The organism is Nonomuraea sp. B1E8 (genome assembly GCF_039871515.1).
Taxonomy (GTDB): Bacteria; Actinomycetota; Actinomycetes; order Streptosporangiales; family Streptosporangiaceae; genus Nonomuraea.
On the sequence record NZ_JBDPLS010000007.1, the window covers coordinates 335,714 to 348,305 of the forward strand.

The following is a 12,592-nucleotide window of genomic DNA, read 5'->3' on the forward strand; positions in this document are numbered from 1 at the left end:
CCGCGATGACGATCCAGGAACCAGCGGTTGCCCGCCCCGCGGGCCGTCCGCGCAGCGAGAAGGCCGAGAAGGCGATCATCGAGGCGACCCTCGACCTGCTCGGCGAAGGCATGGGTGTGTCCGAGCTGTCCATCGAGGCGATCGCGTCGAGGGCAGGCGTCGGCAAGACCACGATCTACCGGCGCTGGTCCAACAAGGAAGATCTGGTCGTCGACGCCCTCGCCACGCTCAAGGCGCCGTTGCCGGAGCTCGGCGGCACATCGGTGCGCGACGACCTGATCAGCCTGCTCGACGCCATGCGCAGGGAGGCGGGTCAGCCCCGCAGCCGCTGCGTGATGAACATCGCGATGAGCGAGGCCGATCGTTATCCGCAGCTGATGGAGCGGTTCGTCAAGCGGGCCATCACCCCTCGCAGGGAGGCGATGCGCGCGGTGATCGAGCGCGGCATCGCCTCCGGCGAGCTCAATCCCGACCTGGACGTCGACATGGGCATGGCGTTGCTCTCGGGAACGATGCTCTGGCACACCAAGTGGGGGCCCGGCGGCGAGCTCGCTCCCGACCTCGCCGTACGGGTGGTCGACGTGGTCCTGGCCGGGATAACGCCCCGACCCTGATCGGCGGGGCCGTCAGGCGGCGGTCCTGCGGCGGAAGAGCAGGGCCGCGACCGGGACGCTGATCACCACCACGCCGATCAGCCACGCCGCCGCCACCGCCCCCGACGAGCCCACGGGCCGGTCGAGGAGCAGCGCCCGCAGCGTCTCGATGATCGGTGTGGCCGGCTGGTTGTAGGCGAAGTCGCGCAGCACGCCCGGCATCGTCTCCGCGGGGACGATCCCGTCCGAGAGGTACGGCAGGAAGAGCACCGCGAAGCTGAACGCTCCCGCCGCCTGGGTCGACTTGACCAGCAGCCCCCACACGACCGCGAGGGCGGACATCGCGAGGACGTATCCCGCGACCAGTGCCAGCACCAGAGCCCAGCCGGTGAGGGTGGCCTCGGGGCGGAACCCGAGGACGATCGCGGCGAGCAGGGCGATGGCGGACGATGCCACGTTGCGCACCACCGAGGCCACGACGTGTCCCGCGGGCACCACCCAGCCGCTGATGGGCAGGGTGCGGAAACGATCGATCATGCCTCCGGTCAGGTCTTCGGAGATGTTCACGGCCGACAGGGCGGCTCCGTACCCGCCTGACATGAGCAGCACGGCGGGGACGACGAAGTCGATGTAGGACAGGCCGCTGGAGCCGGTGGTGATCGCGCCGCCGAACACGTACACGAAGAGCAGCATGATGATCACGGGCAGCGCCGTGTTCACGATGAGGCCGTCGAGAACGCGCAGCTCGCGGCGCAGGTCGCGGACGACGAGGCGGCGAAGGTCGCCTGCCGAGGTGACGAGGGCGCTCATGCCGCGGCCGCCGTGAGCTCGAAGAACACGTCGTCCAGGGTGGGGGCGCGCAAGGCCACGTGCTCGACGTCGATCCCGGCCCGGTGGAGCAGGTCCAGCGTCCTGTGCAGGTGCCGGGGGTCCTGGACGGCCACGGTGACCTCGCGGGTGTCCGGGTCGAGGTGGGCGTCGGCGAGCGCGGCCCCGGCACGGGGTACGTCGTCGGCCCGCGACAGGCGCATCACCAGGCGTTCCGCGCCGACCTGGCGTTTGAGCGCGGCGGGGGAGTCGTCGGCCACGACCCGCCCGCCGTTGATCACCACGACGCGGTCGGCGAGGTGGTCGGCCTCGTCGAGGTACTGGGTGGTCAGCAGGATGGTGGTGCCGGAGGCGAGCAGTTCGCGGATCACCGACCACAGTTCGGCCCGGCTGCGCGGGTCGAGTCCGGTGGTGGGCTCGTCAAGGAAGAGGATCTTCGGGTTGGAGATCATGCTGGCGGCGAGGTCGAGGCGGCGGCGCATCCCGCCGGAATAGGCGGAGACCTGGCGGTTGGCCGCGGCGGTCAGGTCGAAGCGTTCGAGCAGCTCGCTCGCTCGCCGCCGGGCCTGCCTCCCGCCGAGGTGGTAGAGGCCGGCGAACAGCTCAAGATTCTCCCGGCCGGTCAGCAGCCCGTCGACCGTGGCCTGCTGAGCGGTCAGCCCGATCACGCGGCGCACCGCGACGCCCTTGCGGGTGACGTCGTGGCCGCCCACGGTGACGGTGCCGCCGTCCGGCGCGAGCAGGGTGGTCAGGATGCGCACGGTGGTGGTCTTGCCGGAGCCGTTCGGTCCGAGCAGGGCCAGCAGGGAGCCGGTGGGCACGGTCAGGTCGATCCCCGCGAGCACCGGCCTGCCGCCGAAGGACTTGGTCAGTCCTCTGGCGTGCACAGCTTCTGTGAATGACGTACTGTGTATGACGTTCATAGTTTCAAGGTAATGCAGAATCCTAGGAGTGAGTCAAGGAGGAAGCCGAATGTCGCAGGATCGGTCGTTGCCGCCCGTGGTGGAGCGGTTGTGGGGGCGCGAGCCGGTCTCGCGCCGAGGGCCGAGACCTCGGCTGGACCTGACCATGATCGCCTCGGCCGCCATCGAGATCGCCGACGCCGAGGGCCTGGCCGGGGTCTCGATGGCGAGCGTGGCCTCGCGGGTGGGGGTGGCGGCGACGGCGCTCTACCGCTATGTCGGGAGCAAGGAAGAGCTCCTCACCGCGATGGCCGACTTCGTCGTGCCGAAGCCGCCCGACCTCGCGGGCCGGTCCTGGCGCGACTATCTCGAGCTCTGGACCCGCGCCCAGCGCGACACCCTCCTTGAGCACCCGTGGTTGTTGCCGATCGCGCGGCTCACCCCGCCGCTGGGCCCCCGTCGGCTGCTCTGGCTCGACCGCCTGCTCGCCGCGCTCGACGGCATAGGGCTGGACGGCGGGGAGAAGATCAACGTGGCCAGTGCCCTGGCGGGCTACGCGCTGACCGACGCGGCGCTCGTAGCCACGTCCGGAGAGCCGTACGTCGACGACCCGGGCGTCGGGGGAGCCGACGACTACGGCGAGGTCCTCGCCGGGCTGCTCGACACCGAGACCTACCCGGCGCTGTCGGCCGCCGTGCGCGCGGGCGCGCTGCGCGGCGCCGAAGGGTGGGTCGACGACGGCGACTTCCACTTCGGCCTCGAGCTGCTGCTCGACGGCGTCGAGGCGCTGATCGCGCGGCGCGCGTCAGGGGCTGACGTCGGCGGGAAGTAGCTGCTCGGTGAGCAGGCGGCGGACCCGGTCGGGGGTGGTCGCCCAGGGCCGCAGAAGCTCCCATCCATGGAAATATCCCAACAGGTACGGGCTTGTCGGCGTCGGCTTGATCAACCCCATGGCCAGCGCCACCTCGCTCTCGCTGTACAACGCCCACCGGCCCAGGTACGCGGCCAGCTCCGCCTCGCTCCGCCCCTCCTCCGCCATGAACACGGCGTTGCCCCAGACGCCCCACAACACGTTCTTCGCGTGGTGGATCGCGGCCAGGTCGCTCCCGTCGGGCCGGATGCCGGCCTCGGGAAAGACGTGCTCGTCCAGCCAGGCCCGCGCCTCGCCGCCGGGGAAGACCAGCTCCTCGGCGAGCAGGCCGAGGCCCTCGCTGAGCACGAACGACGGCGACAACATGAACCGTACGTCCTGGTCGTCCTGGCGCTCCTTGAGCAGCGACTCGGCGATGTGCCCGGGATGGCCCTCGTGCGCGATGACGTACAGCAGATCGGCCAGGTTGAACGGGATCGCCTTGTTGACGTGGATCGTGGACTTCAGGCCGCCCTCGTACGCGCCGGCCGCGTGGAACGCCACCCCCTCCACGAGCCGGACCTCCACCCTCTCCTCCGGCAGCGGGATGATCGCGCTCGTCCGCGCCCGCGTCTCGGCCACCGCGCCGGCCGCCAGCTCCGGCAGCCGCTCGATCGGCTCCAGCGTGTGGGCCGCCTGCCACGCCCGCATCCGGTCGGCCAGCGAGCCGCCGGTCCTCGGGAGCGCCGCGTCCAGCTCCGCGTGCGCCTGCTCGAACACCTCCTCGGGCAGCCGCCGCGGCTCCAGGCCCAGGCACTCGCGCGCGTACTCGGCCAGGGGCAGCCGCTCCCCGTCCAGCCGGCGGGCGACGGCCCGCAGCGCGCGCACCTGAGCGGCCAGATAGGCCGACGGGGCGGACTCCAGCAGCCGATCCGCCTCCCCGGCCAGCCCGCCCGGGGCTGCGGGCGGCTCCGACTCCACCGTCGCCCTCCACTCCGCCGGACCCGAGTAGATGAGCATGCCGCCGCCCAGCACCTGGTCGACCCGCAACGCCAGCATCGCGTAGTCGTGCCGCCACCGCTGCTCTGCCATGGAATCTCCTCCTCTGCTCTGGGCGCCTTAAGCTAGCCGTACGGTTTTCCGTACAGTGCACGGAAAGGAAGCGGGAGCGTGCCGGAGTCCATCTGGTTCCGCGCCGACGACCGGCCGCGCCGGCCACGCCTGACGCGCGAGCGCATCGTCACGGCCGCCGTCGCGCTGCTCGACGCCGAGGGCGTGGCCGGGTTCTCGATGCGGGCGCTGGCCGCGCGCCTGCGGGCGGGGACGATGTCGCTCTACGAGTACGTCAGGAGCAAGGAGGACGTCCTCGACCTGGCCCTCGACGAAGTGATCGGCGAGATCGAGCCCGCGGAGGCCGGCCCGTGGCGAGAGCTGCTGGTGCGCCAGCTCACCCAGAGCAGGCAGGTGATGCGCCGCCACCCCTGGGTGCCCGCGCTCACCGCCACGCGCCCTTTGCTCGGACCGAACGCGCTGGCCCGCTCCCGCGTGTTCTACTCCGCGCTGGCCGACGCCGGGCTGAGCGGCGCCACGCTCGTCGCCGCCGTCGGCACGCTCAGCTCGTACGTCAACGGCTTCGTCGCGTCGGAGAACACCTGGTGGGACACCGTACGCACGCCCGAAGCCGACGCCGAGATCCGCGGCAAGGTCACCCGGCACCTCGACGACCACGTCGGCGAGCTCGCCCGGCACGCCCAGGTGGACAACGGCGACTTCGAGGCCCAGTTCCTGCTCGGGCTCGACCTCGTCCTCGACGGCATCGCGACCCGCCTGCCACCCGGTTGAGGTTGCCGGTTCTCTGAACGCGAGTGGTGGCTCGCCGAACGCGATCGTTCCCGGCCCTCGAGGCGATCGCCAGGAACCGCACGCGCGGCTCGTGACCCAGACCCGCGATCACCCGGGGACGCCCGGCGTGGCAAGGGGCTCTGATCCGCGATCATCCAGGGACGGCGGACGGGGCGGGGCCGGACCTGTTCACGCGGTCACCGCTGTTCCGCGACGGCGGCCAGCAGGGAGTCGAGCGCCCGCTGGGACGTCTGGAGCCGTTCGATGGTCTCGGCGATGCGCCGGCGTTCCCTCCGCAGGCTGCCGGCCATGCCCTGGCAGCCGGACGGCACCATCCGCCCGCCGTCGTCATGCACGCAGTCGAGCAACTGCGCGATCACCGACGTCGGCAGCCCCGCGGCGAGCATCACCCGGATGTGGCGGACGGCGGCGACGTCCGCGTCGCCGTAGTCGCGGTAGCCGTTGGGCAGCCGCACGGGCCGCAGCAGGCCCTGCTCCTCGTAGTAACGCAGTAGCCGCCTGCTCACCCCGGTCTCCCGGGCCAGGTCACCGATCCGCATGTGTTCCCTTGACCTTCACATCGATGTGACGCCTTACCGTCCCATTGTTCTTAGGGCAACAACATGAAGGAGCCGATGATGCCGGGTGTGGTGGTGGTCGGGGCAGGACCGGGGATCGGGCGGTCCGTCGCCCGCCGGTTCGCGAAAGAGGGCATGGAGGTCGCCCTCGTGTCACGGTCAGGGACGACGCTGGATGTGGACGGGGCGCGCGGCTACCGGGCCGACAGCGCCGACGAGGACGAGCTGCGCGCCGCGCTCGACGCGGCCGCCGCCGAGCTGGGCACGCCGGACGTCGTGGTCTACAACGCGGCCGTCATCCGGCCCGACACGCCCGCCGAGGCGAGCATGCGCTCGCACCTCGACGCCTGGGCGGTCAACGTGGTGGGTGCGCTGATCGCGGCCGCGCACGTCGTCCCGGCCATGGCCAGGAGCGGCGGCGGCTCGTTCCTCATCACCGGCGGGATGCCCGAGCCCAAGGCGGCTTACACCAGCCTCTCGCTCGGCAAGGCCGGCGTGCGGACCCTGGTGCACCTCCTCGACCAGCAGTGGGGACCGTCGGGCGTGCACGTGGCCGGCGTCACCGTGGCCGGGCCCGTCGCGCCCGGCACGGACTTCGACCCCGACGACATCGCCGAGCACTACTGGCGCCTGCACACCCAGCCGAGGTCCCGCTGGGACCGGGAGGTCCTGCACGGCGGCGCCGGCGGGTGAGCCGGGAACGCGCCGATGGCGGGGTGCGTGGAGCTGATGCCGGTGATGGCCCGGATGATCTGGCCGATGGTCCGCTTCGCGGCGGTGACCGGGGTGGGGCCTTGGCCAGCAGGGCGAGCACCGCGTTGGAGGCCAGGGCCAGCGGCTGGTAGGCGGCCAGGGCGGCCGGGAAGTAGTCCCGCAGCGCCGAACGTAGCCGGAGCATGTGGCGGGTGCGTTCCCAGACCAGCGTCTGATGGGCGCGGGCGACGACCCCGGCGGTCACAACCCGTGGCTCGACGCCGCCGTCCGGCGCGCGGCGCTGGTCCAGGATCTGTCAGGAGTACGGCAGGCTCCTCACAGCCGGTGATCAGAAGGGATCCCGTCAACGTCAATGCAGCCGTTTCAAGAACGGCCCACCGCGAACGCGGTGATGCTCAGACGGCAGGTCCTTCTTGGCGCCGAATGCCGGTCGAGTGGTACGGACAACGAGCCGAACCCGTAGTCCGGCACGGCGCCCTCGTCAGCTCTCGATGACCTCCAGGTGGAGTTCGCGAAGGTGGTCGAGGTCGGCGATCAGGTTGATCTCGGCGATCCGCCCCGCCGCGATCGTGAAATCGAACGCCATGCGCGGCTGCCCGCCCGCTGACCAAAGGGCTCCGGCGGCCCCGTCGAGCAGCGCCAGTCGCGCGCCTCGGGCACGGCCGCGGAAAGTCTCGGCCACCGCCGAAGCGCCGCGGAGCTGCCCGGAGGCGCCCGTCAGCACGGCCGCACGATCGGCATGCAGCACCACGTCCGGGTCGAGCAGAGCGAGCAAAGCGTCGAAGTCTCCGGCCCGCGAGGCCGCGAGGAAGGCGCTGACGATCTCCCTCTGCCGCAGCAGGTCGGCACCGGACGGCGGGTCCACCCCCTGGACCCGCCGCCGGGCCCTGCTGGCGAGCTTCCTGGCCGCAGCCGGGCTGCGATCCACGATCGGTGCGATCTCCTCGAACGGCACGGCGAAGACGTCATGCAGGACGAAGGCCAGCCGCTCGGCGGGAGCGAGCATGTCCAGCACCACCAGCATCGCCAGGCCGACCGAGTCGGACACCAGCGCGGCCTGCTCCGGATCGCTCCCGCCGTCGCCGGCCGAGTCCGGAGCCACCGCCTCCAACGGGTCCTCGCGCAGAGTGGTGCGCGAGCGCAGCATGTTCAGCGACACGCGGGCGACGACCGTGGTCAGCCATCCCCCCAGGTTCTCGACCGCGCTGGTGTCGGAGCGGCTGACCCGCAGCCACGCCTCCTGAACGGCGTCATCGGCCTCGCTCTGTGACCCAAGCAGTTGGTAGGCCACCGCTCGCAGGTGACGGCGATGCTCCTCGAATCGGTCGGCCAGAAACGCGTGGTCATCCATCGGTCACATTCCTTGATCGGGTCGTGTCATATCTATGACCCATCGCCCTTCGCCGATGTGACCGACACACCAGGGGAGTACGTCATGAACCATGGCATCAAGACCGTCATTCACCCGGTCAAGGATCTCGCCGCCGCCAAGGCCGTTTTCAGCGTACTGCTGGGCGTCGAGCCGTACATGGACGAGCCCTATTACGTCGGTTTCTCCGCCAACGGCCAGAACATCGGCCTGGACCCGCAGGGCTTTCAGAAGGGGATGTCCGGGCCCGTCTCCTACTGGCACGTCGACGACATCGAGGCGAGCCTGCGGGCGCTCCTCGACGCCGGGGCGCAGACGTCGCAGGAGGTCAAGGACGTCGGCGGGGGCAAGCTGATCGCTTCGGTGACCGACGCGGACGGCAACGTCATCGGCCTCATCCAGCCGGCCTGAACCGGCGGCATCCATTTTCCGGACGAGTTACTTCGGAGGAAACAATCATGTCCACCCGCGTGTGGCCACGACGACTGCTCACGGCCTTCTACTGGTTCGTGGCATTCACGTTCTTCATGGGCTTCGTCACGAAATACTGGCCCGGCCCCACGTTCTTCGGGCCGGCGTACTCGGTGAAGTTCGTCGAGTGGGGCTACCCGTCCTGGTTCAGGTTCGTGGTCGGGACCATCGAGGGAGTGTGCGCCGTGTTGCTGGTCCTTCCCCGCCGGCGATTCAAGTTCATCGGCGCGACGGCCCTGATCCTGGTCCTCACCGCCGCGACCACGACGCACATCATCGCCGGCAGCGAACTCTACGAACGCGTCGCCGCCCCCACCAACCTGGTGATCATGATCGTCTTCGCCCTGATCAACTGGCCGGCTGATTGGCGGGACCTGCTGCGCCGGGAACGACTGCCCAGGGTGTACCAGCGTGCGTGAAACGACCCGCATCCGTGTCGTCAGCTACTGGACCGCCACCTCGATCATCGCCGTGGAGTCCGCGGTCGGCGGCGTATGGGACCTTCTGCGGACCGACTACGTCCGCGACGTCCTGGAACAACAACTGGCCTATCCGTGGTACGTCGCCGTCATCCTGGGCGTGTGGAAGATACCCGGTGCGGTGGTGCTGGTGATCCCGCGCTTTCCCCGGCTCAAGGAATGGGTCTACGCCGGCGCGATATTCGTCTACACGGCGGCCGCCGCCTCCCATTTCTTCGTCGGGAACGTCGGCGCGGGCATCGGTCCGCTCGGCTTCGCCACCGTCACGATGATCTCCTGGGCGCTGCGGCCGGCGGTCCGCCGTGACTTCGCGCCGCACCCCACGCCGTTCCCCCGCCTGCCACCGTTCGCTTCGCGGCGCGGCAGGGGTACGACGATCATCTACTGGGCGGCCACGCTGGGCTTCACGGGAGCGTTGCTGAGCGGCGGCGTGGCGGACCTGATACACCGGCCGGAGACCGTCGCCGGAATGGCCGCGCTCGGCTATCCAGGCTATTTCCTGTACATCATCGGATTCTGGAAGGTGCTGGCCCCTGCGGCAATTCTCCTGCCGCGATTCACCCGGCTCAAGGAATGGGCCTATGCGGGCGCCTTCTTCAACTTCTCGGGCGCGGTCGTCTCACACCTGGTGTCCGGCTCCGAGTGGTACCACGTGGCCTACACCTCGCTTTTCACCTTGTGCACTCTCACATCCTGGGCGCTTCGGCGCCGCGAACACGGCGTCATGAAGCCGGCGATCCCGCAGGACGCAACCGTACGAACGCCGAACTGACAGAACTCCTCGCCCGCTTCCAGCATCCCGGGAAAGTGCTCGGTCACCTCGGCAGAAGAGTCTCGAAGTCCTCTGGGCTGGTCAGTACACCGGCGCGAAAGGCCTGGTCACGGACCTGGATTCCCTTGAACAGGTCGCTTGACCAAGACGGTCATCGCCGTCCCCGGCCGAACCCTGACCGCGGATCACTGGCCAGGGTTCGCTGCCGCCTGCCTGGCTGAGGTTGCACGTGTCAGCGGGTGAGCTTCCACAACCAGCCGATGGAACGGAGCCCGAGCCGCGCCGCCACCCGCCGCGAGGAGTGGTCGTCCGCGCTCGTGCTGTAGAACAGGCGGGTGCCCGGCAGGAGACCGGCCCAGGCGGCGGTGGTCGCCGCGGCGAGGCCCGGCCCGGGCAGGCGGCCGCGGTCGTCGAGGCGCCAGATGACACCGATCTCGATGGCCAGCAGGTCGACGTCGGGGGTCACGGTGGGTCCGCCTCCAGGTCGGTGCGGTGCGCGGACGGCTGCGCGGGCCGTAGTGACCGGGGCAATCTACCTGAGAGCTTCGGGGGACGGGCCGGTGGCAGGGGCCGGCCCGGGTGCGGGATCGACAAGGGTGAACACGGTCGTCGCGGCCACCCTGCCGTTGACGATCACGTCGAGCTCCCTCCCGCCCGGCGGCTCGTCACGGGTGGTGACCGGGCGGAAAGAATGGCTCTTGCGTAGGGTGAACACCGCGCCGGACCCGTCGGCCGCCCGCTGGCCCAGGTGGAACACGCGGCGCGAGCCAGGCCGCCGGATCGCGTATTTCAGCAGCATCGGCCCCGGCGCGCCGGCCGTGACCGTGACGGTGAAGGACAGCTTCCCGCCGATGGGCACGGTGTCGGCCTCCAGGGCCAGCGCGTCGACCGCGCCGCTGCCCGGGGTGACGCCCATGAGCGCGAGCGCTTCGGGGTGGCCGGTGCGCAGCAGCCCGCGCGCCGCGTGGCGCAGCACCTTCTCCACGTGGGAGCCGCCGTCCGAACGCCAGCGGGCGAGCAACTCCAGAGCCACCTGGGGATGGTCTTTGGCCAGGTCGTTGACGTGGTTGGCGACCGAGCGGCGCACGTATTCGCTCGGGTCGTCGCGCAGGCGGTCGAGCAGGGGCAACGTCGGCCCGGGCGCCATCAGCCAGGCCACCCGCCCGGCCCACGGCAGCCGGGGCCGGGAGCCCTCGGAGGCCAGGCGGCGCAGGTGCTCGTCGGGAGACTCGGCCCAGGCATGCATGATCTTGAGAGCGTCGTCGCGGTAACGCTCCAGAAAAGGGCGTACGGCGAACTCGCCCGTCGCGTACGGCGTGAGCGCGGCCAGCGTGGCCATCGCGGGCTCCAGATGCTCGAGCCCCGCGGCGGCCGTGTGGTCGGTGGCCGGCCAGCCGCTCCACATGTCGAGCCGCACCCGCGACGCGCACTCGCGCACGATCTCGGCGGCCTGGGGATAGGGCAGCGGCAGCGCGTCGTGCAGCGCCGCCGAGACATGCCTGACGCGGTCTTTGAGCTCCAGCCCGCCGAGCCCGGCCAGGGCGCGCTCGGTGAAGCGGGCGCGGGGGAACGGCGCCCAGGCCGCGGTCAGCCCGTCGGCCAGAACCTGCACGGAGGCGGAATTGATCATTTCTTTCAGCGGTTGAGCCACGGCGATACTGTGCCAGCCGCCCCCGACAGTTCTCACCCTGCACGCCCCCGGCCCTGGGTGAACGCGGGGAAGCTCGCCGTCTCCCTGGCCGCGAGCATGCCCCGGGCGCCACCGGGTCATGGAGAAACCGTGGGCAGCGCCGCGTCGGCAACCGATGCGCCGTCCGCCGGGGGTCATGCGCCGTTCGGCGTCTCCGGCGACAGGTCGCGGTAGTACGCCTGCATGGCGGGATGGTAGTCGTGGAAATCAGGTGCGGGGGAGCCGTCGCGGGAGGCCACCAGCATGTCGAGATAGTACTCCCAGCCGGGCCCGACGTCGCCGGCCAGGTCCGTGCCCTCCAGGTGCTGGACGAAGCGCAACTCCGTCATGCCGGCGGACTCCGACAGCAGCAGGTCGACCCGCCAGGCCCCGAACGCGTCGAGCGCCGACACGGTCAGCCGGTGCGGCGGCTCGCAGGCCTCGATGCGCAGGTCGTACAAGGGCTCCTGCTCCTCGTGCACCATCCGCACCTTGATCGTGCGGCCGGGCGCGGCCTCGCCCTCCCAGGGGCCGAACCAGCGGGCCGTGCGCTCGGACTCGGTGATGCTCGCCCACACGTCCTCGGCGGGCGCGCGGAACGTGCGGGTGAGAACGAGATCGTTTCCTGAGGCCGTGCCGAACAGCCGGCCGGTGGGGATCGGGCTCATGCGATGTTCTCCTCGCTGGTGCTGGTGCTGGTGCTGGTGCTGGTGCTGGTGCTGGGGCGGCGCTCGCGGCGCGTTCGGTACACCTCTGTCTCCAGTGCGTCGAAGCGGTGCTCCCACCCGGAGGGCCGGGCGAACTGGGAGAGCCAGGCGAGCAGTTCGCCGAGCCCGCCAGGGTCGAGTGCGTAGAGGCGCTGCCTCCCGACCAGCTCGTCGTGCACCAGGCCGCTCTCCCTGAGCACGCGCAGGTGACGGCTCACGGCCGGCCTGCTGATCGCGAACTGCTCGGCGATCTGCCCGGCGGACAGTCGCCCGTCGCGCAGCATCACCAGGATCCGCCGCCGCACGGGGTCGGCGATCGCTCCCGCCACTTCGTCCACCCGAAAAGCGTAACCTATTGGTTACGCGTTTGGCCAGAGTTGGGGTGCCACGTCCGGGCAACCTCTCATGGGCCCAGATACATCTAGACCTTTCCTCGCAGCGGCCACGGATGGCGGAGGTTCGCAGCATGAGCAAGCCGGAAGGCGCCGTAGATCTCTCCTCGTCGATCGCCCGCGGCGGCGCAGGCTCTCCCGGTGCCGCCGAGGCGCCGGATCGGGCCTTCCGCTCCCAGCCGTCCGTCCAGCCGGCCGTCCGCCAGCTCCAGGTGCTGCGCGACACCTACCCGGGGTGGCGGATCTGGCGCGAGCGCACCTCCACGGCCGTGTTGTGGCACGCGGAGTCGCGGCGGCGGGTCAGCGCGGGCATGCGCAGTGCCGGGGTGGCCGAGCGGATCCAGCGCGGTGGAGCGCTTGAGCTCGCGTCCGCGCTGGCCCACCAGGCGTCGCTGGTGCACAACTCCCGGGCCCGGGAGTCATGAG

General features: G+C 70.8%; 17 protein-coding genes. 8 read left to right on the forward strand and 9 right to left on the reverse strand.

The features are described 5' to 3' along the window. The first annotated feature begins 5 nt into the window (after window positions 1-5). Window positions 6-614, forward strand: a complete 609-nt coding sequence (locus ABGA98_RS24650; RefSeq protein WP_347620754.1) for a TetR/AcrR family transcriptional regulator — start codon at window positions 6-8, stop codon at window positions 612-614. A 12-nt stretch (window positions 615-626) separates the two neighbouring features. Here the strand turns inward: ABGA98_RS24650 and ABGA98_RS24655 are convergent, their stop codons facing one another. Both ABGA98_RS24655 and ABGA98_RS24660 read right to left on the reverse strand, forming a co-directional pair. Continuing rightward, window positions 627-1,403, reverse strand: a complete 777-nt coding sequence (locus ABGA98_RS24655) for an ABC transporter permease (RefSeq protein WP_347620755.1) — start codon at window positions 1,401-1,403, stop codon at window positions 627-629. After that, window positions 1,400-2,308, reverse strand: coding sequence for an ATP-binding cassette domain-containing protein (locus tag ABGA98_RS24660; RefSeq protein WP_347620756.1), 909 nt, complete (start codon window positions 2,306-2,308; stop codon window positions 1,400-1,402). The genes ABGA98_RS24655 and ABGA98_RS24660 overlap by 4 nt, the downstream gene beginning before the upstream one ends. An 85-nt stretch (window positions 2,309-2,393) precedes the next feature. On the opposite strand from ABGA98_RS24660, the gene ABGA98_RS24665 reads away from it, so the two are divergent. Then, window positions 2,394-3,155 carry a TetR/AcrR family transcriptional regulator gene (locus ABGA98_RS24665; RefSeq protein ID WP_347620757.1) on the forward strand — a complete coding sequence of 254 codons (762 nt, stop codon included), beginning with the start codon at window positions 2,394-2,396 and terminating at the stop codon, window positions 3,153-3,155. Here the strand turns inward: ABGA98_RS24665 and ABGA98_RS24670 are convergent. Continuing rightward, window positions 3,129-4,265, reverse strand: coding sequence for a hypothetical protein (locus tag ABGA98_RS24670; protein ID WP_347620758.1), 1,137 nt, complete (start codon window positions 4,263-4,265; stop codon window positions 3,129-3,131). The two genes, ABGA98_RS24665 and ABGA98_RS24670, sit on opposite strands and share 27 nt — an antisense overlap. A 78-nt stretch (window positions 4,266-4,343) precedes the next feature. Here ABGA98_RS24670 and ABGA98_RS24675 point away from each other — a divergent pair, with 78 nt between their 5' ends. After that, complete coding sequence (locus ABGA98_RS24675; RefSeq protein ID WP_347620759.1) at window positions 4,344-5,015, forward strand: TetR/AcrR family transcriptional regulator; 672 nt, start codon at window positions 4,344-4,346, stop codon at window positions 5,013-5,015. A 197-nt stretch (window positions 5,016-5,212) separates the two neighbouring features. Here ABGA98_RS24675 and ABGA98_RS24680 read toward each other — a convergent pair whose 3' ends face one another. Beyond that, window positions 5,213-5,575 (reverse strand): MerR family transcriptional regulator, encoded by a 363-nt coding sequence (locus tag ABGA98_RS24680; RefSeq protein ID WP_347620760.1) that lies wholly within the window; start codon window positions 5,573-5,575, stop codon window positions 5,213-5,215. Window positions 5,576-5,638: 63 nt separating this feature from the next. Here ABGA98_RS24680 and ABGA98_RS24685 point away from each other — a divergent pair, with 63 nt between their 5' ends. Next, window positions 5,639-6,286 (forward strand): SDR family NAD(P)-dependent oxidoreductase, encoded by a 648-nt coding sequence (locus ABGA98_RS24685; protein WP_347620761.1) that lies wholly within the window; start codon window positions 5,639-5,641, stop codon window positions 6,284-6,286. 502 nt (window positions 6,287-6,788) lie between these two features. Here the strand turns inward: ABGA98_RS24685 and ABGA98_RS24690 are convergent. Then, on the reverse strand, window positions 6,789-7,658 hold the full coding sequence (locus ABGA98_RS24690) for a sigma-70 family RNA polymerase sigma factor (protein WP_347620762.1): 870 nt from the start codon (window positions 7,656-7,658) through the stop codon (window positions 6,789-6,791). 84 nt (window positions 7,659-7,742) lie between these two features. On the opposite strand from ABGA98_RS24690, the gene ABGA98_RS24695 reads away from it, so the two are divergent. Genes ABGA98_RS24695 through ABGA98_RS24705 form a run of 3 tightly spaced genes read left to right on the forward strand, consistent with a single transcriptional unit; the run spans window position 7,743 to window position 9,398 of the window. Continuing rightward, complete coding sequence (locus tag ABGA98_RS24695) at window positions 7,743-8,087, forward strand: VOC family protein (RefSeq protein ID WP_347620763.1); 345 nt, start codon at window positions 7,743-7,745, stop codon at window positions 8,085-8,087. 47 nt (window positions 8,088-8,134) lie between these two features. Then, complete coding sequence (locus ABGA98_RS24700; protein ID WP_347620764.1) at window positions 8,135-8,566, forward strand: DoxX family protein; 432 nt, start codon at window positions 8,135-8,137, stop codon at window positions 8,564-8,566. Next, window positions 8,559-9,398: a DoxX family protein gene (locus ABGA98_RS24705; RefSeq protein WP_347620765.1), complete on the forward strand. Its 840-nt coding sequence runs from the start codon at window positions 8,559-8,561 to the stop codon at window positions 9,396-9,398. Before ABGA98_RS24700 ends, ABGA98_RS24705 begins: the two co-directional genes overlap by 8 nt. Before the next feature lie 232 nt (window positions 9,399-9,630). On the opposite strand, the gene ABGA98_RS24710 is transcribed toward ABGA98_RS24705, so the two are convergent. The 4 genes from ABGA98_RS24710 to ABGA98_RS24725 all read right to left on the reverse strand — a co-directional run bounded on the left by ABGA98_RS24710 (window position 9,631) and on the right by ABGA98_RS24725 (window position 12,112). Then, window positions 9,631-9,864: a hypothetical protein gene (locus tag ABGA98_RS24710; RefSeq protein WP_347620766.1), complete on the reverse strand. Its 234-nt coding sequence runs from the start codon at window positions 9,862-9,864 to the stop codon at window positions 9,631-9,633. A 66-nt stretch (window positions 9,865-9,930) separates the two neighbouring features. After that, window positions 9,931-11,049: a hypothetical protein gene (locus ABGA98_RS24715; RefSeq protein ID WP_347620767.1), complete on the reverse strand. Its 1,119-nt coding sequence runs from the start codon at window positions 11,047-11,049 to the stop codon at window positions 9,931-9,933. 173 nt (window positions 11,050-11,222) lie between these two features. Continuing rightward, window positions 11,223-11,735 (reverse strand): SRPBCC family protein, encoded by a 513-nt coding sequence (locus ABGA98_RS24720; protein ID WP_347620768.1) that lies wholly within the window; start codon window positions 11,733-11,735, stop codon window positions 11,223-11,225. Further along, window positions 11,732-12,112 (reverse strand): metalloregulator ArsR/SmtB family transcription factor, encoded by a 381-nt coding sequence (locus ABGA98_RS24725; RefSeq protein WP_347620769.1) that lies wholly within the window; start codon window positions 12,110-12,112, stop codon window positions 11,732-11,734. The genes ABGA98_RS24720 and ABGA98_RS24725 overlap by 4 nt, the downstream gene beginning before the upstream one ends. Before the next feature lie 128 nt (window positions 12,113-12,240). Between ABGA98_RS24725 and ABGA98_RS24730 the strand changes: the two genes are divergently transcribed. Then, window positions 12,241-12,591 carry a hypothetical protein gene (locus ABGA98_RS24730; RefSeq protein ID WP_347620770.1) on the forward strand — a complete coding sequence of 117 codons (351 nt, stop codon included), beginning with the start codon at window positions 12,241-12,243 and terminating at the stop codon, window positions 12,589-12,591. Window position 12,592 lies beyond the last annotated feature (1 nt).